Origin of the sequence: Burkholderia pyrrocinia, assembly GCF_001028665.1 — a bacterium.
GTDB classification, from domain to species: domain Bacteria; phylum Pseudomonadota; class Gammaproteobacteria; order Burkholderiales; family Burkholderiaceae; genus Burkholderia; species Burkholderia pyrrocinia.
Map to the genome: position 1 here is coordinate 2,999,779 of NZ_CP011503.1, position 22,974 is coordinate 3,022,752.

Consider the following 22,974-nt stretch of genomic DNA (forward strand, 5'->3'; position numbering starts at 1 on the left):
GCCGAAAAGGCAAAGCAGCGCGGCCGGGAACGGCGCGGAGACAGAACGATGGCGGCTTTCCTGCATGGCCTGGCGCTGCGGTATTTCGTCGAGGTGGCGCGCACCGGCTCGATCAGCGACGCGTCCGCGCGGCTGCACGTGGCCGTGTCGGCGATCAGCCGCCAGATCGCGAAGCTCGAGAGCGAGCTCGGCGCGCCGCTGTTCGAGCGCCGGCCGCGCGGGATGGCGCTGTCGGAGGCCGGCGAGCGGCTGCTGGCCTTCGCGCAGCGCAGCCTGCTGGAGGCCGAGCATGTGATGAAGGACATCGGCGGGCTCGACGCGCTGCACGGCAGCCTGCTGAAGATCGCGTGCTCGGAGGGGTTCGCGATCGATTTCCTGCCCGGCGCGCTCGCGAGCTTCAAGGCGCGCCACCCGGGCGTCGATTTCTCCGTGTGGGTCGTATCGCCGGCGGACGCGACGCGGCGCGTGCGCGACGGCGATGTGGACATCGCGCTGACCTTCAGCCTCGCGCCGGAGAAGGGCGTGCGCGTCGAGCACACCGAGCGCGCGCCGATCTTCGCGCTGGTGCGGCGCGACCATCCGCTCGCGACGCGCGACGCGGTATCGCTCGCCGATGTCGCACGTCACCCGCACGTGCTGCCCGAGGCCGGCACGACGGTGCGCCAGTTGATCGACATCGCGTGCGCGCTCGACGGGCTGCTGCTCGAGCCCGAATTGACGAGCAACAACACGGCGGCCATGTACGGCTACGCGCGGCGCACGGGCGCGGTGATGTTCACGGGGCTGCTGTCGGTGCGCGACCGCTGCGATGCGGACGGCTTCGTCGTCGTGCCCGTGACGAACCCGCAGCTTCGCGAGCGGAGCATCCAGGTGCAGACGATGGCGGGGCGCGATCTGCCCGCGTCGGTACGGGCGTTCCGCGATCATCTGATCGACGCGATGCAGGTCGCATCGTCGCCGCCGGCCGCCGCGCGCGGCCCGAGACGCCGGCCCGTGAGATAATCGTCAATCCGCCTTCCGTGCCCATGCGGCTCACCGAGCCGCATCGCCCCTGTTCGACGCCAAATTGAAGAACCTGATTGTCACCCTCGATCGCGCCGGCGAGTTCGACGAGATCATCGACGTGCGCACGCCGCTCGAGTTCGCCGAGGACCATATTCCCGGCGCGCTGAACGCGCCCGTGCTCAGCAACGAGGAACGCGTGCTCGTCGGCACGATGTACCGGCAGGTGTCGCCGTACGAGGCGACCCGCGTCGGCGCGGCAATGGTCGCGCGCAACATCGCGCGCCATCTCGACACGACGTTCGCCGACCGTCCGCGCAACTGGCGGCCGCTGATCTATTGCTGGCGCGGCGGCAAGCGCTCGGGCTCGATGACGGCCTGGTTCAACCTGATCGGCTGGCAGGCGCGCCAGCTCGACGGCGGTTACAAGGCGTATCGCCGCTCGGTGTGCGCGACGCTCGACACGCTGCCGACGCGCTTTCGCTATATCGCGCTGGTCGGCCACACGGGCTGCGGCAAGACGCGCCTGCTGAACGCGCTGCGCGATGCGGGTGCGCAGACACTCGATCTCGAGGCGCTCGCGTGCCATCGCGGCTCGCTGCTCGGCGCGCTGCCGGGCACGCCGCAGCCGGCGCAGAAGGGGTTCGATTCGGGGCTCGTCGAAACGCTCGGACGTTTCGACCCCGAATGGCCGGTATTCGTCGAATCGGAAAGCCGCAGGATCGGGCTCGTCCAGTTGCCGATCGCGCTGGTCGAAGCGTTTCACGCGGGGCCGTGGGTGCAGGTCGAAGCGGCGCACGACGAGCGCATCGCGTTCCTGCTCGACGACTACGGCCACCTGTTCGACGACCCGGCCGCGTTCAAGGCGCAGCTCCATCGGCTGATCGGGCTGCACAGCCGCGAAGAGGTGACGAACTGGAAAGCGTTGATCGATGCGAACGCACGGGCCGAACTGTTCACCACGCTGATCGACAAGCATTACGATCCCGCCTATGCGCGCACTTATCGCGCGGCATACAACAAGCCGAACCGGGTACTGACGTTCGCGTTCCGGCCCAACGCGGCCGACGCGCGCGATCAGGCACGCACGCTGCTGGCCGAACTCGCGCAGGCCGGGCTGCCTGCGTCGGCCGCGCTTGCGGCAGGCGCGGAATCCAAAACCGATAAAGACCAATCGACGACCACACGATGACGACCACACGCACCCAACCCAATCCGGCCCTCGGCTGGATGACCTTCCTGCTGATCGCGGTCGCAGGGCTGTTCTATGTGAAATGGTTTCCGTACTACAACAAGGCGTTCGTTGCCGCCGAGCACCATTCGATCGGCCAGTCGATCCTGATGGGCACGTCGGCGACCGCACCCGAGCCGTCGCTGAAGGCCGCGCTCGACTACGCATGGGCGTACGGCAAGGCGATCTGGCAGGCGATGGTACTGGGCCTGCTGCTCGGTTCGGCCGTGCAGGCGCTGCTGCCCGCGCACTGGGTCGCACGCGTGCTCGGTCGCACGGGCTTCGGCAGCGTCGCCGCGGGCGGGCTGCTGTCGCTGCCCGGGATGATGTGCACGTGCTGCGCGGCGCCGGTCGTCGCGGGGCTGCGTGCGCGCCATGCGTCGCCGGGCGGCGCGGTCGCGTTCTGGCTCGGCAACACGGTGCTGAACCCGGCGGCGCTGGTTTTCATGGGCTTCGTGCTCGGCTGGCACTGGAGCGCGCTGCGCCTCGTGCTCGGCATTGCGATGGTGTTCGGGATCGGCTATCTGCTGAACCGCATTGCGCGCCCTGAAGACCGCAGCATCGACGACGCACAGCTCGCCGCGCTGGCGGCCGAGCAGGCCGCGGCCGGCAATCCGTTCGTCCGCTGGATGAAGCTGCTTGCCCGCATGGCCGTGCGGCTCGTGCCCGAATACATCGTGCTCGTGCTGCTGCTCGGCGCCGCGCGTGCATGGCTGTTCCCGCATATCGGCCCGGACATCGGCAATCATCTCGGCTGGATCGTCGCGTTCGCGGTCGCGGGCATGCTGTTCGTGATCCCGACGGCCGGCGAGGTGCCGATCATCCAGGCGATGCTGTCGCTCGGCATGGGCGTCGGCCCGGCCGCCGCGCTGCTGATGACGCTGCCGCCGATCAGCGTGCCGTCGCTGGCGATGCTCGCGCGTTCGTTCAAGCCCTACATGCTGGCGATCGTCTCGACCCTCGTCGTCGTGTTCGGGATCGTGAGCGGCTTGCTCGCGGTCGCGTTCGGGTTCTGACGCGCGCGAGCGGCGCGCCGGGCGGGCGCGATCGTCGTATTCATCCGGCGCCGGCGTTTCACGCGTGCGGCGCCCTTTACAAGAAGCAAACAGGAAAACGCATGACCCAACCGAAGATTCATCCTCGACTCGAAAAGGCGCTGACGCGCGGCGATCTCGCGATCCGCCAGGCCAATTCCGCGCGGGCAACTGCCGTGCTGAGCGCACTCGGCACGATGATCATCGAGGCCTCCGCAACGATCGGCGTCGACGCCAGCATCGACATTCCGCAGGGCGACCGCATTTACGATCCCGTCAACGGCCTGTGGCCGCAGAAGATGCTGGTGTCGTTCGACGGCCCGGTGGACGAGGCCGACAAGGAAGAGCTGCGCTCGGTCTATCTGGTCGCCGACGATCCGGGCACGCAGTTCCGCGTCGAATGGCATCGCGCGGACGGCAAGCTCGGCCGCCAGGAAGGCGGTCCGCTCGCGACCGTCGCGTTCCTGACCGACGTCGAGATTCCGTGGAGCGACGACGACGAGTAACGTCGTCATGAAGCCGGCGCCGTGCGCGCCGGCCGTCAGCGCATCATCCGCCGCCGGAACAGCCACGCGGACAGCAGGAATCCGCCGACCGCATAGCCGGCGAGCACCGCAACGTGCAACACGACGTCCGTCGCCGGCCGGCCGAGCATCGCGGGCCGGATCAGCTCAACCGCGTTCGCGAGCGGCAGCGCATGCGCGGCGTGCTGCGCGACCGGCGGCAACTGCGTGATCGGGAAAAACACGCCCGACAGCAGCAGCATCGGCGTCAGCACGAGCGTCTGATAGAACATGAAGAAATCGTAGGACGGCGCGAGCGCCGTGACGATCATCGCGACGCTGGCAAACGCGAGGCCCGCGAGCGCGATCACGGGCAGCGCCACGAGCATCGACGGAAACTGCGCATAGCCGAGTGCGCCCGCGACGAGCATGATCGCGACACCCGACAGCATCGCCTTGCTGGCCCCCCAGACAATTTCGCCGAGCACGATGTCGCCGAGCGCGAGCGGCGTATGCATGATCGCCTCCCAGGTGCGCTGCACGTGCATCCGCGAGAAGCCCGAATACATCGATTCGAAGCTCGCGGACATCATCACGCTCGACCCGACCGTGCCGGCCGCGAGGAACGCGATATACGACACGCCGTCGACATGGCCGAGCATCAGGCCGAGCCCGAAACCAAGCCCGAACAGATAGATCATCGGATCGGCAAGATTGCCGAACATCGACGCGAGCGCGAGCTTGCGCCAGACGAGATAGTTGCGCCGCCAAACGGCGACCCAGTTGGTTGCGTTCGCGGGCATCGCGATCGCGAAGCGTGACTCGCGCGGCGGGGCCGAAGGTGCGGCGGCGGAATAGTTGCGGACATCCATGATCGATCAGTCCTGCATTTCGCGGCCCGTGAGCCGCAGGAACACATCCTCCAGATTGGCCGGGCGATGCAGATAGCGCAACCCCGTACGACCCTTGATCCGCGCACTGAGCGGCTCCGGGTCGCTCACGTAGCAGAACAGCGTCTCGCCGCTGATCTCGGTGTGCTTCGCGAACGCCGACAACTCGTCGCGAAGCGCGGCCGGGTCGGGCCCGTAGATCTCGATCACGTCGCAGCCGATCTCCGATTCGATCAGCGCGTGCGGCGCGCCTTCGGCGATCTTCCGGCCTTCCTCGATGACGCACAGGCGGTCGCACAGACGTTCGGCTTCTTCCATGAAATGCGTGGTGATCAGGATCGTCTTGCCGCGCGCGAGCAGCGAACGCAGCCGCTCCCACATCAGGTGCCGCGCCTGCGGATCGAGGCCGGTCGTCGGCTCGTCGAGCACGAGCACGTCGGGATCGTTGACGAGCGCGCGGGCGAGCGTGAGGCGGCGCTTCATGCCGCCCGACAGCTCGCCGACCTTCGCATCGGCCTTGTTCTCGAGCTTCGCGAATTCGAGCAGCGGCTGCACGAGTGCGCGCGCAGCCTGCGCCGACATCCCGAAATAGCGGCTGAACACGAGCAGGTTCTCGCGCACGGTGAAGTCGGGGTCGAGATTGTCGAACTGCGGGACCACGCCGACGCGCTGGCGCGCGTGCCGCGCACGCGATGGAACCGGTTCGCCGCACAGTGAAATGGTGCCTGCATCGGGATACGCGAGGCCGAGCAGCATCTTCAGCGTGGTGGTCTTGCCGGCGCCGTTCGGCCCGAGCAGGCCGTAGCATTCGCCGGCCTGCACGTTGAAGGACAGGCCGTTGACGACGAGCTTGTCGCCATAGCGCTTTTCGACGTTGCGGAGATCGATCGGTGCGACGGACATGGGCATGTTGTCGTTGTAAGCGGGCGCGTTCCGCGGCCCGATGCGTGGCCGGTCGGCGAACGGATAGGGCGAATGTGTGTCACATGGGCATGACCGAAGCGCACGACGCCGGCGCGTCACGACCCGCTGGGGTACGAACGGGCCATTCTAGTGCATCGGCTGCGTCTCTTCAGCGCATGCCTGCACGATGCGATGCCGGTGCACACCGATCGTGCACTGCATCATCGCGCACGCGCCGAGCGGGGCGAATCAGCGTTTTCCATCCCTTGCGTCCTGAATTGCGGCGCACCATGATGAATGCGTAGGCTCGTTGTCGCGATAGGGAGGTTTCATGGCTAGCTACAACAAGATTTTGCTGTGTTACGACGGCTCGCTCGAAGGGCGCAAGGCACTGCGTTGCGGCGCCAATCTGGCAATGGACCTGAAGGCCGAAACGCACTTGCTGTCGGTCGTCGACATGCGCTCGAGCATCGCGCAAAGCGCGGGGCTGCTGACCGATGTCGCGTGCGGCCGCTTCGAGGAAACCGCGCGCGAAATCCTGCAGGAAGGCGTGAACTGGCTGCGCGAGCGCGGCGTGCAGGCCGAAGGCCATTTTGCGTTCGGTTACCCGATCGACGAAATCGCGAATCTCGCGTCGGAGCTGAAGGTCGACCTCGTCGTCGTCGGCCACCGGTGCCGTAGCGGGCTGTCGAGATGGTGGATGGGGTCGGGCAATACGCAACTGCTCGATCGCGTGAACTGCAGCATTCTGGTTGCGTGTTCGTCGGCGGAAGAGCAGAAGGCCGAAATCGCGCGCGAGCGTGAAGCGGCCACGGCGAGCGGCAAATGACCTGATGACGCAATGACGGCCTGACAGGCGCCGCGCCGCATCAGTGGCGCGGGCGTCGACCGCGGCCGGCTACGCATGCAGGTCGATCGCGGACAGCTTCCACGAGAACAGCCCGAAGCGGTGGAATATCGCCGCATAGCGCGTGCCGTCGGCGCTGCGCTGGTAGGTCACGACGAAATCGTCGACATTCCGGTAGCCGGCGCTGGTTTGCTGCTGATGCGGCGTGTGCGTTGCATCGTTCGCGCTGGCCGGTGCCGGCGATGACGCAGCCGCGGCGGCTGCGTTGCTGCCCGGAACGGCTGCGCTCGCCGGAGCCGGATTGGCGGGTGGTGCGGCCGGTGCGCTGCCCGGTGCATTGCCTTGCGGCAGATTCGACCATTCGGGCGGGCGCTCGCCCGGATTGCCGCGCGGCGGCAATCCGCTCATCAGCGCGGCCACGCCCTCCGGGGTCGCGTACGCATCGACCAGCGGGCCGATCAGCGCGGACCCGATCAACGCACCGATCACCGCGAACGGATTGTCTTTCTTCACCGCGTCGATCCGGCGCATCAACTCTTCCGTGACCTGCTGCTTCAGGCTGATGCGCAGCGACGGAAAATCGACATATTCACTGATGGCCTGCGCATCGCGTGCATCGATCGCCGATTTCAGGCGACCGAGCGCGACGTACGGCGATGCATATGCGTAGCCGATCGCCGCAATGACGGCGACGGCCAGCATGACGATCAGCAGCGGCTTGAGCCGCGGTTTGCGGCCCGACGATCCAGTCACGTTGCCTCCGGTACGGGAATGCTCCGCAATCAGAGACCGCCTTGCGCGGCCGATCGTTCCTCCGCGATGCAGTGATCGATCATCCGGCACACGGCATCGATCGTGCCGACCATGATCAGGCGCGACCGGCCGTGATAGACGCGCACCGGCGCGCGGCGCGCGGGTTCCGCATGATTCAGGCCGGCGTTCAGCGATACCCGCGCGAAAGCGGGGAGCGCCGATGGCAGCAGGGACGCCTGCCGTTCGACTGCGACTTCTTCTTTCACAGGCGCTGCCGCGGACAGCGGCGCGCAAGGCGTGCGGCCGCGCAGATGACGCAGGCGACCGAATTGACGGAAAGGCAGCAGGCGGGCAAGGCGTTCCATGATGTTCTCCTAAGCGAGACGGAATGTCAGAGTTCGCCCGAGCGGATCAGCCCGACGGCGATGCCTTCCAGCGCGAATTCCGCGCTGCCGGCCTTGACGAAGATGTTTTCGTAATCCGGGTTCTCCGCGATCAGCTCGAGACCGCCCGGCCGGCGCATCAGGCGCTTGACCGTGACGTCGTCGCCGAGACGCGCGACGATGATCTGGCCGTCCTTCGCCTCCGTGCGTTTCTGCACGGCGAGGAGGTCGCCGTCGAGAATGCCTGCGTCGCGCATCGACAGGCCGCGCACCTTCAGCAGGTAATCGGGCTTGCTGGAGAACAGCGCGGGATCGCACGCGTAATGCTGCGAGATGTGCTCCTGCGCGAGGATCGGGCTACCGGCCGCGACGCGGCCGACGAGCGGCAGCGACAGTTGCATCAGGCCGGCGTGCGGCAGCGTGAACTGGTGCGGGGAATCTTCGAGGCCGAGCAGGCGGATGCCGCGCGATGCGCCGGCGGCCAGCTCGATCACACCCTTGCGCGCCAGTGCGCGCAGGTGCTCCTCGGCCGCATTCGGCGAGCTGAAGCCCAGTTCGGCCGCGATCTCGGCACGGGTGGGCGGGAATCCGGAGCGCTCGATCGCGCGACGGATCAAGTCGAACACTTGCTGCTGACGGGCGGTGAGTTTGGTCATGGCTCAACTGTATGGATAGACAGTGAGCTGTATTTTTATACAGTACTTCGCGAATTTCAAGTGTTACTTGAGGTTCGACGCGATCACGCCGGTTCCGGCGTGATTTCGTGACGTTCGGACGCCGGTTCATCTGCCGCAACCGTCCATCCCGTATGCGTTAGCACTTTTGAGTATTAAAAAATGAAGAACGATTATTTTTAATCATGTAACCCGTTCGTTAGACTGGCCCGACATCGCAATACCGACAACACTGGAGAACCAAGGATGGCGAAGCGCAATACGGGGCTGGTGGGCGGCGTGGGCCGCCTGATCGCAACACTCGCGCTGGGCGCGGCGGCGGCGCTGGGCGTCGCGACGCACGCCCAGGCCGATACGACCTTCCTGAACGTGTCGTACGACCCGACGCGCGAGCTGTATCAGGACTTCAACCAGGCGTTCGGCAAGGAGTGGAAGGCGAAGACGGGCGAGACCGTCAACTTCAAGCAGTCGCACGGCGGCTCGGGCGCGCAGGCGCGCTCAGTGCTCGACGGCCTGCAGGCCGACGTCGTTACGCTCGCGCTCGCGTACGACATCGACGCGCTCGCGAACAAGGGGCTCGTCAGCAAGGACTGGCAGAAGCGGCTGCCCGACAACGCGTCGCCGTACACGTCGACGATCGTGTTCCTGGTGCGCAAGGGCAATCCGAAGGGGATCAAGGACTGGGACGACCTGACCAGGCCGGGCATTTCGATCGTCACGCCGAACCCGAAGACGTCGGGCGGCGCGCGCTGGAACTACCTGGCCGCGTGGGCGTATGCGGTGCACAAGCCGGGCGGCAGCGAGCAGACGGCGAAGGAATTCGTCACGAAGCTGTACAAGAACGCGGGCGTGCTCGATTCCGGCGCGCGCGGCGCGACCACGAGCTTCGTGCAGCGCGGGATCGGCGACGTGCTGATCGCATGGGAAAACGAGGCATTCCTGTCGGTCAAGGAATTCGGTACCGACAAGTTCGAGATCGTCGTGCCGTCGGTGAGCATCCTGGCCGAGCCGCCCGTCGCGGTGGTCGACAAGGTGGTCGACAAGAAGGGCACGCGCAAGCTGGCCGACGCGTACCTGAACTTCCTGTACAGCCCGCAGGGCCAGGAGATCGCGGCGCGCAACTACTACCGGCCGCGTTCGAAGAACGTGCCGGCGGAACTGACCAAGCAGTTCCCGAAGCTGAAGCTGTACACGGTCGACGACACGTTCGGCGGCTGGACGAATGCGCAGAAGACGCATTTCGCGGACGGCGGCGTGTTCGATTCGATCTACAAGCCGCAGTAACGCCATAACGACAGCGGCGCGCCACGACAGCGCGCCGCATCCCCGACGGGCCGCCGGCGCAATTCATCGCGCCGGCGTTTGCGTCGGACCCATGAGCAGCATCGACCCAGCAAGAGCATCCGATGACGACGTACACCTTTCGCAAGCCGAGCGCGCTGCCCGGTTTCGGCGTGACGCTCGGCATCACGGTGGCCTATTTGAGCCTCGTGGTGCTGATTCCGCTCGCCGCCACGTTCCTGAAGACCGCGACGCTGTCGTGGGACCAGTTCGTCACCGCCGTCACGTCGCCGCGCGTGCTCGCGTCGTACCGGCTGACGTTCTCGGCCGCGCTCGGCGGCGCGCTGATCAACGCCGTGTTCGGCTTCCTCGTCGCGTGGGTGCTCGTGCGCTACACGTTCCCGTTCAAGCGCCTCGTCGATGCGATCGTCGACCTGCCGTTCGCGCTGCCGACGTCGGTCGCCGGCATCTCGCTCGCGGCCGTTTACGCGACCAACGGCTGGGTCGGCCAGTATCTCGCGCCGCTCGGCATCAAGATTGCGTTCACGCCGGCCGGCGTGCTGGTCGCGCTGACCTTCATCGGGCTGCCGTTCGTCGTGCGCACCGTGCAGCCGGTGCTCGAGGATTTCGAGCGCGAGCAGGAAGAAGCCGCCGCGTGCCTCGGCGCGTCGCGCTGGCTGACGTTCCGCCGCGTCGTGCTGCCGGCCGTGCTGCCGGCGCTGCTGACCGGTTTCGCGCTGGCGTTCGCGCGCGCGCTCGGCGAATACGGGTCGGTGATCTTCATCGCCGGCAACGTGCCGATGAAATCCGAGATCACGTCGCTGCTCATCATCACGAAGCTCGAGCAATACGACTACGCGGGCGCGACTGCGCTCGCGGTCGTGATGCTGGTCGTGTCGTTCCTGATGCTGCTGCTGATCAACACGCTGCAATGGTATTTGCAGCGCAGGACGAGCAAGGGCGCAAGCGGCCCCGCGCCCGCGACCGTCACCGCAACCGCAGCAGGAGGCCAGCAATGAGCCAGGAGGCCACCGTCGTGCTGAAAACCCCGCCGTCGGCCGCGCAAGGGCGCACCGCGAATCGGCTCGACCCCGTCAGCGAGTCGCGCGTCGTGCGCTGGCTGCTCACGGGCATCGCGCTGACGTTCCTCGCGTTCTTCCTCGTCGTGCCGCTCGCCGCGGTGTTCGTCGAGGCGCTGCGCAAGGGCGTCGGCTTCTATCTCGAATCGCTGGCCGATCCCGACGCATGGGCGGCGATCAAGCTGACGCTGACCGTCGCGGCGATCGCCGTGCCGCTGAACCTCGTGTTCGGCGTGTGTGCGTCGTGGGCGATCGCGAAGTTCGAATTCCGCGGCAAGGCGCTGCTGACGACGCTGATCGACCTGCCGTTCTCCGTGTCGCCGGTGATCTCGGGCCTCGTGTACGTGCTGCTGTTCGGCGCGCAGGGTTGGCTCGGGCCGTGGCTGCAGGATCACGACGTGCAGATCATCTTCGCGGTGCCGGGCATCGTGCTCGCGACGATCTTCGTCACGTTCCCGTTCGTCGCGCGCGAGCTGATTCCGCTGATGCAGGCGCAGGGCACCGACGAGGAAGAAGCCGCGCGCGTGCTCGGCGCGTCGGGCTGGCAGATCTTCCGCCGCGTGACGCTGCCGAACGTGAGGTGGGGCCTGCTGTACGGCGTGATCCTGTGCAATGCGCGCGCGATGGGCGAGTTCGGCGCGGTCTCGGTCGTGTCGGGCCACATCCGCGGCGTGACCGACACGATGCCGCTGCACGTCGAGATCCTGTACAACGAATACAACTTCGCGGCGGCGTTCGCGGTGGCGTCGGTGCTGGCGCTGCTCGCGCTCGTCACGCTCGCGCTGAAGCTGCTCGCCGAGCGTCATCTCGCCGCCGAACTGGCCGGCGCGCGCGACGCCGTTCCCGCACATGCCGGCCCTGTCGCCGCCGTTTCGTCGAAATCGTAAAGAGGCAACCAGAATGGGTATCACCGTCCGTAACCTTCAGAAGCGCTTCGGCGATTTCACGGCGCTCGACAACGTGTCGCTCGATTTCCCGCCCGGCGAGCTGGTCGCGCTGCTCGGGCCGTCCGGCTGCGGCAAGACCACGCTGCTGCGCGTGATCGCGGGCCTCGAGCACGCGGACGCCGGCCAGGTCGTGCTGCAGGGGCTCGACGTCGCGTCGGTCGGCGCGCGCGACCGCCAGGTCGGTTTCGTGTTCCAGCACTACGCGCTGTTCCGCCACATGACGGTGTTCGAGAACGTCGCGTTCGGGCTGCGCGTGAAGCCGCGCCGCGAGCGGCCGTCGGAAGCCGCGATTCGCGACAAGGTGCACGAATTGCTGAAGCTGGTGCAGCTCGACTGGCTCGCGCAGCGCTACCCGTCCGAGCTGTCGGGCGGCCAGCGCCAGCGCATCGCGCTTGCCCGCGCACTCGCGGTCGAGCCGAAGGTGCTGCTGCTCGACGAACCGTTCGGCGCGCTCGACGCGAAGGTCCGCAAGGAACTGCGCGGCTGGCTGCGCCGCCTGCACGACGACCTTCACATCTCGACGATCTTCGTCACGCACGACCAGGAGGAGGCACTGGAGGTGGCCGATCGAATCGTCGTGCTGAACCGCGGCCACGTCGAGCAGGTCGGCAGCCCTCAGGACGTCTACGATCATCCGCAGAGCGCGTTCGTGTACGAGTTCCTCGGCGCGGCGAACCGGCTGCCGGGCACGGTTGCCGGGCGCGGCTTCGTCGCGGAGGGCGCCGCTGCGCCGATCGAGGTCGACGCCGACTTCGCGGGCCCCGCGAACGCGTATGTGCGCCCGCACGACCTGCAGCTTTGGCCGGCAGGCGAAGGGCACCGGGACGGCATCGCGGTGGACGTGCGCCGCGTGATCCCGCTCGGCGGTTCGGTGCGCGTCGAGCTCGAGGCGCGCGCGGGCGGTGCGCTCGAGGCGGAACTCGATCGCGACGCGTGGCGTGCGCTCTCGCTGCAGGTCGGCGATGGCGCGACGGCCGTGCCGCGCGCGGTGCGCGTGTTTCCCGCGCGTTGAGGCGAGAATGCAGGGCAGGGGGCGGAATTCGCTCCGATTCGACAATCAAACAACGACAGCCTAAGAGGCATACCCATGAATTTTCAGCAATTGCGGTTCGTGCGCGAAGCGGTGCGCCAGAACATGAATCTGACGGAAGTCGCGAACGTGCTGTACACGTCGCAGTCGGGCGTGTCGAAGCAGATCAAGGATCTCGAGGATGAACTGGGCGTCGACATCTTCATTCGGCGCGGCAAGCGGCTGACGGGCCTCACGGAGCCCGGCAAGGCCGTGCACCAGTTGATCGAGCGGATGCTGCTCGACGCCGAGAACCTGCGCCGCGTCGCACGCCAGTTCGCGGACCAGGACAGCGGCCACCTCGTCGTCGCGACGACGCACACGCAGGCGCGCTACGCACTGCCGAAGGTGATCCGGCAGTTCACCGACGTGTTCCCGAAGGTGCATCTCGCGCTGCGTCAGGGCAGCCCGCAGCAGATCGCGCAGATGATCCTGAACGGCGAGGCCGATCTCGGCATCTCGACCGAGGCGCTCGACCGCTATCCGGACATCGTCACGTTCCCGTGCTATTCGTGGCACCACACGGTCGTCGTGCCGAAGGGCCATCCGCTCGTCGGCCGCGAGAACCTGACGCTCGAGGAAATCGCCGAGTACCCGATCATCACGTACGACCAGGACTTCACGGGCCGCTCGCACATCGACCAGGCGTTCACGGCGGCGGGCGCCGTGCCCGACGTCGTGCTGACCGCGATCGACGCGGACGTGATCAAGACCTACGTCGAGCTCGGGATGGGGATCGGCGTCGTCGCGGCGATGGCCTACGATCCGCAGCGTGACACGGGCCTCGTCGCGCTCGATACGCAGCACCTGTTCGAGGCGAGCACGACGCGGGTCGGGCTGCGCAAGGGCGCATTCCTGCGCGCGTATGCGTACCGGCTGATCGAGATGTTCGCGCCGCACCTGAACGAAGCGGAAATCGCGGCGATGTTGCGCGAAGCCGTCTGACGGCAGTGCTTCTCGCGCCGTCCGGGCTGTTGCACCGGGCGGCGCGGCGTGCGCTCGCCGGATGCGATGCGCAGCGCGGCGGCAGGGGCGGTGCCGCCGTCGTGGTTGGCCGATACATCGAACCATCGACCGCAGTCGCGGTTTTCAATCTTTCCAGTCCGATATTCGCCTGTCAGCAGAATAACGAGACGACACATCCGAACGCTTCGTTTCGGCCATTCGGCCAGGCCGAACGGGCCATTTTTCGGAAGACATGATTCAATGCGCGTGAATGCCGGATGACGGGCATTCGAGCCGCTCCACGGCCGTCATCCCGACCGGCCGGCCAGCATCTGCAATGCAACCCGCAACTCACATCGCCAGGACGAAGCGCGGAAGGCGAAACCGGCAGGCAATCCGCATCCAGAAAAATACGCGCGCGGAGGGTCGCCTCCGACACAGTCGGCGACACATCGCGCAGCGCGCAACACGCAACACGCAACACGCACGAAGAAGAGGTAAACAGTGAGTCTCAAATGGTTTCTCTTTTCCTTCGAAGGCCGGATCGGGCGCATGCCGTGGTGGATCTACGCGCTGGTTTCCGCGTTGTTCAGCGCGTTTTTCGACGCAGGTTCCCGCGGTTCGTCGAATGACGATCTGCCGCTGCTGGTGATGCTCGTGCTGTTCGCGATCGCGGTCGTCGCGGTGTGGTCGTCGATTGCCGTCGGCGTGAAGCGGCTGCACGACATCGACAAGTCGGGGTGGTGGATGCTGCTGATCTTCGTGCCGATCGTCGGCGCGATTGCACTGTTCGTGATGAACGGCTTCATCGCCGGCACGCCGCATGCGAACCGCTTCGGCGAGCCGCCGTCGGCCGATGAAGACGCGCCGGCGCCACGGGACCCGGCGTGACGCGCTGCGGCCTCCGCAAGTGTGGCTTTTGCGCGTCGCGATGCACGATCGCACACTCCGAATAAACCCTTAAATATTGATCAGACAGGTTGCGCGCCGAAGCGAATCGGTACAGCATACTTTCACTCCGCCGGCTTCCCGCCGGCGGCGGCGCGTCAACGACAGCACGCGCCAGGCAGTCGGCCGTCTGCCTCGCTTCCATTCCGTGGTACCGACAGCAGCATCGATGGCCATTGCCCGGGTAGTGTGGCGCAAACGTTTGCTCACATTAAAACAACAGTTCGGCCTTCGGGCCAGTCGCCAGGAGATGTGTATGAATGTCCGCTTTCGCCGTCGCTTCCTGACCGCCGCGCTCGCCGCTGTCGCGGTCGCCGCCGCACCGGCCGTCCACGCGCAGTCTGCAGCCAAGCCGAAGGTCGCGCTCGTGATGAAGTCGCTCGCCAACGAGTTCTTCCTGACCATGGAAACCGGCGCGAAGGATTACCAGAAACACAATGCGAACCAGTTCGACCTGATCACCAATGGCATCAAGGACGAGACCGACACCGCGAACCAGATCCGCATCGTCGAGCAGATGATCGTGTCGAAGGTCGATGCGATCGTGCTCGCGCCGGCCGATTCGAAGGCGCTCGTTCCGGTCGTGAAGAAGGCTGTCGACGCGGGCGTCATCGTCGTGAACATCGACAACCGGCTCGATCCCGACGTGCTGAAGTCGAAGAACCTGAACGTGCCGTTCGTCGGCCCGGACAACCGCAAGGGCGCGCGCAAGATCGGCGATTACCTCGCGAAGAAGCTGAAGGCGGGCGACCAGGTCGGCATCGTCGAAGGCGTGTCGACGACGACCAATGCGCAGCAGCGCACGGCCGGCTTCCAGGACGCGATGAAGGCGGGCGGGATGAAGGTGGTGTCGGTGCAGTCCGGCGAATGGGAGATCGACAAGGGCAATGCGGTGGCGGCCGCGATGCTCAACGAATACCCGAACCTGAAGGCGCTGCTGTGCGGCAACGACAACATGGCGATCGGCGCCGTGTCGGCCGTGCGCGCGGCCGGCAAGCAGGGCAAGGTGGCCGTGGTCGGCTACGACAACATCAACGCGATCAAGCCGATGCTGAAGGACGGCCGCGTGCTCGCGACCGCCGACCAGTACGCGGCGAAGCAGGCCGTGTTCGGTATCGACACGGCGCTCAAGGCGATCGCCGAGCATCGCAAGCAGGCCGACATGTCCGGCGTGGTCGAGACGCCGGTGGATCTCGTGACGAAATGACGCCGCGCCGGTGCGGCCGCCGCCCTCAAGAATCCGGCGCGGCGGCCGTTATCCGGAGTGAGCGCGATCACGGCCACTGCATGCACATGCACTAGTGAGCGTCACACCCGCGCGCCGCGTGCGCGCGGCCGCAACCAGGATCGCGATGGAACCGACCTTCCAACCCTCCCGTTCAGCCAGCCCGGTGCTGTCCGTTTCCGGCATCGGCAAGACCTATGCGGAACCCGTGCTCGCCGACGTCACGCTGACGCTCTCGGCGGGTCAGGCGCTCGCGCTGACGGGCGAGAACGGCGCCGGCAAGAGCACACTGTCGAAGATCATCGGCGGGCTCGTCGAACCGACTGCCGGCACGATGCAGCTCGGCGGCCAAGCCTATGCGCCGGCGAGCCGCACGCAGGCCGAGGCGCTCGGCGTGCGCATGGTGATGCAGGAGCTGAACCTGCTGCCGACGCTGACGGTCGCCGAAAACCTGTTCCTGAACCGCCTGCCGCGGCGCTTCGGGATCATCGATCGCGCGCGGCTGCGCGACGACGCGCGTGCCGCGATGGCGCAGGTCGGGCTCGACACGGTCGATCCCGATACGCCCGTCGGTGCGCTCGGCATCGGCCATCAACAGATGGTCGAGATCGCGCGCAACCTGATCGGCGATTGCCGCGTGCTGATTCTCGACGAGCCGACCGCGATGCTGACCGCGCGCGAAGTCGCGCTGCTGTTCGAGCAGATCGATCGGCTGAAATCGCGCGGTGTCGCGATCGTCTACATCTCGCACCGGCTCGAGGAACTCGCGCGCGTCGCCGAACGCGTCGCGGTGCTGCGCGACGGCCGGCTCGTGCATGCGGGCGACATGGCGGCGACGACGTCCGACGGGCTCGTCACGCTGATGGTCGGGCGCGAGATCGGCGAGCACATCGATCTCGGCGAGCGCCGTATCGGCGCGCCGCGGCTCGTCGTGTCGGGCCTCACGCGCGGGTCGGCCGTGCGGGACGTGTCGCTCGAGGTGCGCGCGGGCGAGATCTTCGGCATCTCGGGGCTGATCGGCGCGGGGCGCACCGAACTGCTGCGGCTGATCTACGGCGCCGATACGCCGGATGCCGGGATGATCGCGGTCGGCCAGCCGCTGAAGCCGGCGCGGATCGCTTCGCCCGTCGATGCGGTGAAGCACGGCATCGCGCTGATTACCGAGGATCGCAAGGGTGAGGGGCTGCTGCTGTCGCAGTCGGTCACCGCGAACGTGTCGCTCGGCCAGCTCGACCGGCTTGCGCGCGGCGGCATCGTCGACACCGCGCGCGAAACGGCGCTCGCCGAGCGGCAGATCGACGCGCTGCGGATCCGCACGCATGGTGCGACGCAGGCGGTCGGCGAGTTGTCGGGCGGCAACCAGCAGAAGGTCGTGATCGGCCGCTGGCTCGCGCGCGACATGGGCGTGCTGCTGTTCGACGAGCCGACGCGCGGGATCGACGTCGGCGCCAAATTCGAGATCTACACTTTGATGGGCGCGCTCGCGCGCGAAGGCCGCGCGCTCGTCGTCGTGTCGAGCGACCTGCGCGAGCTGATGCTGATCTGCGACCGGATCGGCGTGATGTCGGCCGGGCGCATGACCGCCGTGTTCGAGCGCGGCAACTGGACCCAGGATGCGCTGCTGGCCGCGGCGTTCGCCGGCTTCGGCCGCGAGACGCCGCCGGGCGGCGCGCGGCATCCGGACGCGGGGCCGGCGCAGGGCGCCGCTCCCGGCACTTCGACGACAGGACGACAGCAATGACCCAGCCTCCCGTATCCCCGACCGACGCAGGCGCGCAGCAGGACGTGACGGGGCGCCGCGCGCGCATGCTGTCCGGCACGCGGCTCGGCCTGTCGAACTATCTCGGGCTCGCCGGCGCGCTGGCCGCGATGATCGCGCTGTTTTCGGTGCTGAGCTCGCATTTCCTGACCTACGACACGTTCAGCACGATCGCGAACCAGATTCCCGATCTCGTCGTGATGTCGGTCGGGATGACCTTCGTGCTGATCATTGCCGGGATCGACCTGTCGGTCGGCTCGGTGCTCGCGCTCGCCGCGTCGATGGTCAGCGTCGCCGCGCTGAAATGGCAGTGGGGGCCGCTGCCGGCCGCGCTGATCGGGATCGCGGTCGCGACCGCCACCGGCGCGCTGACCGGCGCGGTCACGGTCGGCTGGCGGATCCCGTCGTTCATCGTGTCGCTCGGCGTGCTGGAGGCCGCGCGCGGCCTCGCGTATCAGCTGACGAATTCGCGCACGGCCTATATCGGCGATGCGTTCGATTTCCTGTCGAACCCGATCGCGCTCGGCATCTCGCCGGCGTTCCTGATCGCGGTCGCGGTGATGATCGCGGCCCAGTTCGGGCTCACGCGCACCGTGTTCGGGCGCTATCTCGTCGGGATCGGCACGAACGAGGAAGCCGTCCGACTTGCCGGGGTTAACCCGCGGCCGTATAAAATCCTCGTATTCGCAATGATGGGCGCGCTCGCGGGGCTCGCGTCGCTGTTCCAGATTTCGCGGCTCGAGGCGGCCGACCCGAACGCGGGCGCAGGCGTCGAACTGCAGGTGATCGCTGCCGTCGTGATCGGCGGCACGAGCCTGATGGGCGGGCGCGGCTCGGTGATCAGCACGTTTTTCGGCGTGTTGATCATCTCCGTGCTGGCCGCGGGGCTGGCGCAGATCGGCGCGAACGAGCCGACGAAACGGATCATCACCGGCGCGGTGATCGTGGTGGCGGTCGTGCTCGATACGTATCGCAGCCGGCGCGCGCGCGTGCGGTAGAAAGACAGACAGAACAGACCAGAGAGAAACGGGAAATGGCGACGATCAAGGATGTGGCGGCCATGGCGGGCGTGTCGTTTACGACCGTCTCGCACGTGGTGAACAATTCGCGGCCGGTGTCCGCGGATGTGCGTGCGAAGGTCGAGGGCGCAATCCGCGAGCTGAACTACGTGCCATCGGCCGTGGCGCGCTCGCTGAAGGCGCGGGCGACGGCGACCATCGGCCTCGTCGTGCCGAACAGCACGAATCCGTACTTTGCGGAGCTTGCGCGCGGCATCGAGGATCAGTGCGCGGCCAACGGCTATTGCGTGTTCTTCTGCAACTCGGACGACGATCCCGTGAAGCAGCGCAACTACCTGCGCGTGCTGCAGGAAAAGCGTATCGACGGGCTGATCGTCGCGTCGGCGGGCGAGGATGCGGTGCTGGCGCAGACGCTTGCGGACATACATGCGCCGCTCGTCGTCGTCGACCGTAACATCGAGGGGCTCGCGGCCGACCTCGTGCAGATCGACCACGAGCGCGGCGCGTACCTGGCGACGCGCCACCTGCTCGAACTCGGGCACGCGAAGATCGGCTGCATCACCGGGCCGACCGATACGGCCGTCAGCGCGATGCGCGTGCACGGCTTCATCCGCGCGATGGCCGAGCGCGGGGTCGACATCGTGCCGGGTGCGATCGCGGAAAGCGACTTCTCGTGCCTCGGCGGCTATCACGCGGCGTCGCGGCTGTTTGAAACGGTGCGACCGAGCGCGATCTTCGCGGGCAACGACCTGATGGGCGTCGGCGCGCTGCGCGCGGCGGCCGAGCGCGGGCTGCGCGTGCCCGACGACTGCTCGATCATCGGTTTCGACGACATCGAATTTTCCCGCTACACGTATCCGGCGCTGTCGACGGTCGGCCAGTCGGTGCGCGCGCTCGGCGAAATGGCCGCGCAGACGCTGATCGAGCGGATCGGCGGCGGCTCGACGGCCGTGCCGAGCCGCCGTCGCGTCGTGTCGCCGCGCCTCGTGCTGCGCGAATCGACGGCGATCTACCGCGAGCCGGCTGGCTCAGGCGGTCGCGCATGACGGCGGCCGCTGAGGGCGCCGGCCGCGTGACGGTGGTCGGCAGCCTGAACATGGATCTCGTCGTGCGTGCGCCGCGGCTGCCGCTGCCGGGCGAAACGCTCGCCGGGCACGCATTCGCGCAGGCGGCGGGCGGCAAGGGCGGCAACCAGGCCGTCGCCGCCTCACGGCTCGGCGCGCAGGTCGCGATGATCGGCTGCGTCGGCGCGGACGCGCACGGCGCGGCATTGCGCGCGGGCCTCGAAGCCGAGGGCATCGACTGCACGGGGCTTGCGACGAGCGCGTCGGCGTCGACCGGCGTCGCGCTGATCGTCGTCGACGATGCGAGCCAGAACGCGATCGTGATCGTCGCGGGCGGCAACGGCGAGGTCACGACCGACACGGTCGCGCGCCACGAAGCCGCGCTGGCGTCGGCGGACGTGCTGATCTGCCAGCTCGAGACGCCGCCCGATGCGGTGTTCGCGGCGCTGTCGGCCGGGCGGCGGCTCGGCCGCACGGTGGTGCTCAATCCGGCACCGGCCGTCGCGCCGCTGCCGGACGGCTGGCTGCCGCTGGTCGATTACCTGATCCCGAACGAAGTCGAGGCGGCCGCGCTGACCGCGCTGCCGGTGCGCGATCCGGCCGATGCGGAAGCCGCCGCGCGTGCGCTGCAGGCCGGCGGCGCGCGCAACGTGCTGGTCACGCTCGGCGCGCGCGGCGTGCTTGCGCTGACGGCCGACGGCACCGCGCGGCATTATCCGGCCCCGGCCGTGCAGGCCGTCGACACGACGGCAGCCGGCGATACCTTCATCGGCGGCTTTTCCGCACGGATCGCGGCCGGCGTGGACGTCGACACGGCCATCCGCTTCGCGCAACGCGCGGCGGCGCTGTCGGTCACGCGAGCGGGCGCGCAGCCGTCGATTCCGACGCTCGCCGAACTGGCCGAATAGGGCCCGATCGCCGATTCCGCGTCGCGGCCGGCCCGTCACACCAGACGGCCGGCCGTGTCACCTGTCATCGGCCACCGGCCGGCGCCCCGCGGGTTTTCTCCCATCCTGTTCGTCGAACCCACCGGATTTCGCGTCAATTATTCAGTCTCCTGTAATAAACATACGAATAATTCGAAAAAATAGCGCGAAAACCATCAAGTTGTGCGCTGTACGGTCGTAAATGCACGGAGCGAAGCAATGCTTCGAGCCAACGGGCCTGGCCCGTTCATGACGACGCAACACAGGATGGATGATGGTGTTCAGGAACCTGACGATTCGTGCGCGCATCGGTTTGACGATGGCGTTTCTGGCGGTGCTGCTGGGCGTAACCGGTGTGCTCGGGCTGTACGGTATGACGCGTGCGAACGACTCGACGCGCGAGATTTTCACGAACCAGATGCCGAGTGCGGTCGACGTGGCGGTCGCGGAAATGTTCTCTGCGCGCGAGCGCCTCGCGCTCGATCGCGCGGCGCTGCTGTCCGGCACGCCCGACTCGGCGGCCGCCGTCGAGCGCAGCCGTGCGATGCGCACGCAGTCCGACGCGTGGTGGCAGAAGTATCTCGCGCTGCCGCGCGGGCCGGAGGAGGATCGGCTCGCGCAGGATGTCGCCGCGAAGCGGCTGGCGCTGCAACGCAGCTGTGACGCATTCGCGAGCATCGTCGGGGCGGACCAGCGCGATCGCATCGGCGACGGCGCCAAGCAGCTCCAGGCGCTCTACAACGACCTCTCGGTGGCAGGCGAAGCGTTGCGCAACTTCCAGTTCACCGATGCGAAGGCGAACTTCGAACGTGCGGAAACGGTGTTCGAGACGTTGCGCGTGCTGTCGATCGTCGCGCTCGCGGCCGGCATCGGCGCCGCGCTGCTGTCGTGGCTGACGCTGAGCCGCGCGATCGGCCGCCCGATCGCGGACGCGCTCGCACATTTCGACGCGATCTCCGCAGGCGACCTGCGCCGGCCGATCGTCGTGCACCGGCGCGACGAAATGGGCCAGCTGCTCGACGGCCTCGCGAAGATGCAGCGCGGGCTTGTCGACACGGTGCGCACCGTGCGCGGCGGCAGCGAGTCGATCGCGACCGCAGCCCGCCAGATCGCGGCCGGCAACATCGACCTGTCGTCGCGCACCGAGGAACAGGCCGCTGCACTGCAGGAAACCGCGTCGAGCATGGAACAGCTGACCGGCACCGTGAAACAGAACGCGGACAATGCGCGCCAGGCAAGCGCGCTGGCCGCGAACGCGTCGGAGATTGCAAACAAGGGCAATACGGTGGTCGGCCAGGTGGTCGGCACGATGGGCGAGATCAACGACAGCTCGGCCAGGATCGCGGACATCATCGCGATCATCGAGGGAATCGCGTTCCAGACCAACATTCTTGCGCTGAATGCGGCCGTCGAAGCGGCGCGCGCGGGCGAGGAAGGCCGCGGCTTCGCGGTCGTCGCGGGCGAGGTGCGCAGCCTCGCACAGCGTTCGTCGACCGCGGCCAAGGAGATCAAGGCGCTGATCGACGCGTCGGTGGAGCGCATCCGGTCGGGTTCGACACTGGTCGACGAAGCGGGGCGCACGATGAGCGACGTGATCGGTGCGGTGCAGCGCGTGACGGACATCATGGGCGAAATCGCCGCGGCGTCCGAGGAGCAGAGCGGCGGGATCGACCAGGTGGCGCGCGCGGTCGCGCAGATGGACGAGGTCACGCAGCAGAATGCAGCGCTCGTCGAGGAAGCCGCGGCCGCCGCGCAGTCGCTCGACGAACAGGCTGCGCGCCTGCGCGAAACGGCGTCGGTGTTCCAGCTCGACGACGAAGCGGCACGCCCGGGCGTTATCGCGCCGGCTGCGGCGCGTCACGCGTCGCGTGCCCCCACGGCGGCGGTTGCCGTGCCGGCGCAACAGGCTGCTGCACGCGACGATCGCGATGCACCGCCGAAGCGCACGGCTGCGGCGACGCCGGCGCGCAAGCCCGCGACTGCATCTGCGGCATCCGCAGCGGCGCCGGTCGCGGCGGCCGCCGGCGCCGACGACTGGGAGACCTTCTGATTCGCGCGTACCGCGTATCTATCCCCATTTGGTGACGAACGACGCCCGCGACATGCGGGCGTTGTCGTTTCGGCGGCGGACAAAATGTGACAGGGCGCATGAAAGATCGTGCATCGTCGCGTGCATCGCGTGACCCGTCCCGGCGGATACACGCAACGATGCGCGACGTATGCCCGCATCCGTCGTACGGGTATCTCCGTAAGGGCACGCCGAAAAAAAATTGTAACGGTGCACGCGACGTGTCGTCGTAAACGACGGCTCGAACGTATAGGGATGAAGGGGAGAAGCGACGACGTCGGATGTGTCCAACGCACAAGACGTTCCGTCGTTCGACGAGACGCGGCGGATGCAGATTCTGCGGCTCGGGAGATCGATTGTAAAACGACGAAATGTGTTGTCCAAGCGGTGTTGTCGAGAATAACGAACTTCATACGAAGAGTTC

Annotated in this window: 22 protein-coding genes; 17 read left to right on the top strand and 5 right to left on the bottom strand. The window is 67.4% G+C overall.

The window, feature by feature from the left end; translation table 11 throughout:
• The first annotated feature begins 48 nt into the window (after positions 1 to 48).
• The 4 genes from ABD05_RS13730 (at position 49) to ABD05_RS13745 (ending at position 3,773) form a co-directional block, all read left to right on the top strand.
• Complete coding sequence (locus ABD05_RS13730) at positions 49 to 1,002, top strand: LysR family transcriptional regulator (RefSeq protein WP_047900592.1); 954 nt, start codon at positions 49 to 51, stop codon at positions 1,000 to 1,002.
• 64 nt (positions 1,003 to 1,066) lie between these two features.
• Positions 1,067 to 2,194 (top strand): tRNA 2-selenouridine(34) synthase MnmH, encoded by a 1,128-nt coding sequence (gene mnmH / locus ABD05_RS13735; protein WP_047900593.1) that lies wholly within the window; start codon positions 1,067 to 1,069, stop codon positions 2,192 to 2,194.
• Positions 2,191 to 3,249: a permease gene (locus ABD05_RS13740; RefSeq protein WP_047900594.1), complete on the top strand. Its 1,059-nt coding sequence runs from the start codon at positions 2,191 to 2,193 to the stop codon at positions 3,247 to 3,249. Before mnmH ends, ABD05_RS13740 begins: the two co-directional genes overlap by 4 nt.
• Positions 3,250 to 3,350: 101 nt before the next feature.
• Positions 3,351 to 3,773 carry a hypothetical protein gene (locus ABD05_RS13745; RefSeq protein ID WP_047900595.1) on the top strand — a complete coding sequence of 141 codons (423 nt, stop codon included), beginning with the start codon at positions 3,351 to 3,353 and terminating at the stop codon, positions 3,771 to 3,773.
• A gap of 35 nt (positions 3,774 to 3,808) precedes the next feature.
• Here ABD05_RS13745 and ABD05_RS13750 read toward each other — a convergent pair whose 3' ends face one another.
• Positions 3,809 to 4,642, bottom strand: coding sequence for an ABC transporter permease (locus ABD05_RS13750; protein WP_047900596.1), 834 nt, complete (start codon positions 4,640 to 4,642; stop codon positions 3,809 to 3,811).
• A gap of 6 nt (positions 4,643 to 4,648) precedes the next feature.
• The gene (nodI, locus tag ABD05_RS13755; RefSeq protein ID WP_047900597.1) at positions 4,649 to 5,563 is read right to left on the bottom strand and encodes a nodulation factor ABC transporter ATP-binding protein NodI; all 915 of its coding nucleotides are present in this window, start codon (positions 5,561 to 5,563) and stop codon (positions 4,649 to 4,651) included.
• 331 nt (positions 5,564 to 5,894) lie between these two features.
• On the opposite strand from nodI, the gene ABD05_RS13760 reads away from it, so the two are divergent.
• On the top strand, positions 5,895 to 6,392 hold the full coding sequence (locus ABD05_RS13760; protein WP_034184109.1) for a universal stress protein: 498 nt from the start codon (positions 5,895 to 5,897) through the stop codon (positions 6,390 to 6,392).
• A gap of 69 nt (positions 6,393 to 6,461) precedes the next feature.
• On the opposite strand, the gene ABD05_RS13765 is transcribed toward ABD05_RS13760, so the two are convergent.
• From ABD05_RS13765 to lexA, 3 genes are read right to left on the bottom strand one after another with little or no spacing between them, the layout of a single operon-like run.
• A complete protein-coding gene (locus ABD05_RS13765; protein WP_047900598.1) occupies positions 6,462 to 7,163 on the bottom strand; it encodes a DUF2939 domain-containing protein in 702 nt (233 codons plus the stop codon).
• 29 nt (positions 7,164 to 7,192) lie between these two features.
• Entirely contained in the window at positions 7,193 to 7,528 is a 336-nt protein-coding gene (locus ABD05_RS13770) for a hypothetical protein (protein ID WP_047900599.1), read from the bottom strand.
• A gap of 26 nt (positions 7,529 to 7,554) precedes the next feature.
• Positions 7,555 to 8,202, bottom strand: a complete 648-nt coding sequence (lexA, locus tag ABD05_RS13775; protein WP_047900600.1) for a transcriptional repressor LexA — start codon at positions 8,200 to 8,202, stop codon at positions 7,555 to 7,557.
• 264 nt (positions 8,203 to 8,466) lie between these two features.
• Here lexA and ABD05_RS13780 point away from each other — a divergent pair, with 264 nt between their 5' ends.
• From ABD05_RS13780 to ABD05_RS13835, 12 genes are all read left to right on the top strand, one after another.
• Positions 8,467 to 9,504, top strand: a complete 1,038-nt coding sequence (locus tag ABD05_RS13780) for a sulfate ABC transporter substrate-binding protein (protein ID WP_047900601.1) — start codon at positions 8,467 to 8,469, stop codon at positions 9,502 to 9,504.
• Positions 9,505 to 9,626: 122 nt separating this feature from the next.
• Positions 9,627 to 10,520: a sulfate ABC transporter permease subunit CysT gene (cysT, locus tag ABD05_RS13785; protein ID WP_047900602.1), complete on the top strand. Its 894-nt coding sequence runs from the start codon at positions 9,627 to 9,629 to the stop codon at positions 10,518 to 10,520.
• The gene (cysW, locus tag ABD05_RS13790; protein ID WP_047900603.1) at positions 10,517 to 11,467 is read left to right on the top strand and encodes a sulfate ABC transporter permease subunit CysW; all 951 of its coding nucleotides are present in this window, start codon (positions 10,517 to 10,519) and stop codon (positions 11,465 to 11,467) included. The genes cysT and cysW overlap by 4 nt, the downstream gene beginning before the upstream one ends.
• Positions 11,468 to 11,480: 13 nt before the next feature.
• Positions 11,481 to 12,539: a sulfate/molybdate ABC transporter ATP-binding protein gene (locus ABD05_RS13795; protein ID WP_047900604.1), complete on the top strand. Its 1,059-nt coding sequence runs from the start codon at positions 11,481 to 11,483 to the stop codon at positions 12,537 to 12,539.
• A gap of 75 nt (positions 12,540 to 12,614) precedes the next feature.
• Positions 12,615 to 13,541 (top strand): CysB family HTH-type transcriptional regulator, encoded by a 927-nt coding sequence (locus ABD05_RS13800; RefSeq protein ID WP_047900605.1) that lies wholly within the window; start codon positions 12,615 to 12,617, stop codon positions 13,539 to 13,541.
• A gap of 504 nt (positions 13,542 to 14,045) precedes the next feature.
• A complete protein-coding gene (locus ABD05_RS13805; RefSeq protein ID WP_148669078.1) occupies positions 14,046 to 14,432 on the top strand; it encodes a DUF805 domain-containing protein in 387 nt (128 codons plus the stop codon).
• Positions 14,433 to 14,745: 313 nt separating this feature from the next.
• Positions 14,746 to 15,696, top strand: a complete 951-nt coding sequence (locus ABD05_RS13810) for a sugar ABC transporter substrate-binding protein (protein WP_047900607.1) — start codon at positions 14,746 to 14,748, stop codon at positions 15,694 to 15,696.
• A gap of 145 nt (positions 15,697 to 15,841) precedes the next feature.
• Positions 15,842 to 17,455: a sugar ABC transporter ATP-binding protein gene (locus ABD05_RS13815; RefSeq protein WP_047900608.1), complete on the top strand. Its 1,614-nt coding sequence runs from the start codon at positions 15,842 to 15,844 to the stop codon at positions 17,453 to 17,455.
• The gene (locus ABD05_RS13820) at positions 17,452 to 18,471 is read left to right on the top strand and encodes an ABC transporter permease (protein ID WP_047900609.1); all 1,020 of its coding nucleotides are present in this window, start codon (positions 17,452 to 17,454) and stop codon (positions 18,469 to 18,471) included. Before ABD05_RS13815 ends, ABD05_RS13820 begins: the two co-directional genes overlap by 4 nt.
• 35 nt (positions 18,472 to 18,506) lie before the next feature.
• A complete protein-coding gene (locus tag ABD05_RS13825) occupies positions 18,507 to 19,538 on the top strand; it encodes a LacI family DNA-binding transcriptional regulator (protein ID WP_047900610.1) in 1,032 nt (343 codons plus the stop codon).
• Positions 19,535 to 20,464, top strand: coding sequence for a ribokinase (gene rbsK, locus ABD05_RS13830; protein ID WP_047900611.1), 930 nt, complete (start codon positions 19,535 to 19,537; stop codon positions 20,462 to 20,464). The genes ABD05_RS13825 and rbsK overlap by 4 nt, the downstream gene beginning before the upstream one ends.
• 292 nt (positions 20,465 to 20,756) lie before the next feature.
• A complete protein-coding gene (locus tag ABD05_RS13835) occupies positions 20,757 to 22,532 on the top strand; it encodes a methyl-accepting chemotaxis protein (RefSeq protein ID WP_047900612.1) in 1,776 nt (591 codons plus the stop codon).
• The last annotated feature ends 442 nt before the right edge of the window (positions 22,533 to 22,974 follow it).

What these genes read in the sequence shown, in the direction of transcription:
- ABD05_RS13780 (WP_047900601.1), top strand. Translation starts at nt 8,467, where the DNA reads ATGGCGAAGCGCAATACGGGGCTGGTGGGCGGCGTGGGCCGCCTGATC.
- nodI (WP_047900597.1), bottom strand. Translation starts at nt 5,563, where the DNA reads ATGTCCGTCGCACCGATCGATCTCCGCAACGTCGAAAAGCGCTATGGC.
- ABD05_RS13820 (WP_047900609.1), top strand. Translation starts at nt 17,452, where the DNA reads ATGACCCAGCCTCCCGTATCCCCGACCGACGCAGGCGCGCAGCAGGAC.
- cysW (WP_047900603.1), top strand. Translation starts at nt 10,517, where the DNA reads ATGAGCCAGGAGGCCACCGTCGTGCTGAAAACCCCGCCGTCGGCCGCG.
- ABD05_RS13835 (WP_047900612.1), top strand. Translation starts at nt 20,757, where the DNA reads ATGGTGTTCAGGAACCTGACGATTCGTGCGCGCATCGGTTTGACGATG.
- lexA (WP_047900600.1), bottom strand. Translation starts at nt 8,202, where the DNA reads ATGACCAAACTCACCGCCCGTCAGCAGCAAGTGTTCGACTTGATCCGT.
- ABD05_RS13760 (WP_034184109.1), top strand. Translation starts at nt 5,895, where the DNA reads ATGGCTAGCTACAACAAGATTTTGCTGTGTTACGACGGCTCGCTCGAA.
- ABD05_RS13810 (WP_047900607.1), top strand. Translation starts at nt 14,746, where the DNA reads ATGAATGTCCGCTTTCGCCGTCGCTTCCTGACCGCCGCGCTCGCCGCT.
- ABD05_RS13815 (WP_047900608.1), top strand. Translation starts at nt 15,842, where the DNA reads ATGGAACCGACCTTCCAACCCTCCCGTTCAGCCAGCCCGGTGCTGTCC.
- ABD05_RS13730 (WP_047900592.1), top strand. Translation starts at nt 49, where the DNA reads ATGGCGGCTTTCCTGCATGGCCTGGCGCTGCGGTATTTCGTCGAGGTG.
- cysT (WP_047900602.1), top strand. Translation starts at nt 9,627, where the DNA reads ATGACGACGTACACCTTTCGCAAGCCGAGCGCGCTGCCCGGTTTCGGC.
- ABD05_RS13740 (WP_047900594.1), top strand. Translation starts at nt 2,191, where the DNA reads ATGACGACCACACGCACCCAACCCAATCCGGCCCTCGGCTGGATGACC.
- ABD05_RS13770 (WP_047900599.1), bottom strand. Translation starts at nt 7,528, where the DNA reads ATGGAACGCCTTGCCCGCCTGCTGCCTTTCCGTCAATTCGGTCGCCTG.
- ABD05_RS13825 (WP_047900610.1), top strand. Translation starts at nt 18,507, where the DNA reads ATGGCGACGATCAAGGATGTGGCGGCCATGGCGGGCGTGTCGTTTACG.
- ABD05_RS13745 (WP_047900595.1), top strand. Translation starts at nt 3,351, where the DNA reads ATGACCCAACCGAAGATTCATCCTCGACTCGAAAAGGCGCTGACGCGC.
- rbsK (WP_047900611.1), top strand. Translation starts at nt 19,535, where the DNA reads ATGACGGCGGCCGCTGAGGGCGCCGGCCGCGTGACGGTGGTCGGCAGC.
- ABD05_RS13800 (WP_047900605.1), top strand. Translation starts at nt 12,615, where the DNA reads ATGAATTTTCAGCAATTGCGGTTCGTGCGCGAAGCGGTGCGCCAGAAC.
- ABD05_RS13795 (WP_047900604.1), top strand. Translation starts at nt 11,481, where the DNA reads ATGGGTATCACCGTCCGTAACCTTCAGAAGCGCTTCGGCGATTTCACG.
- ABD05_RS13750 (WP_047900596.1), bottom strand. Translation starts at nt 4,642, where the DNA reads ATGGATGTCCGCAACTATTCCGCCGCCGCACCTTCGGCCCCGCCGCGC.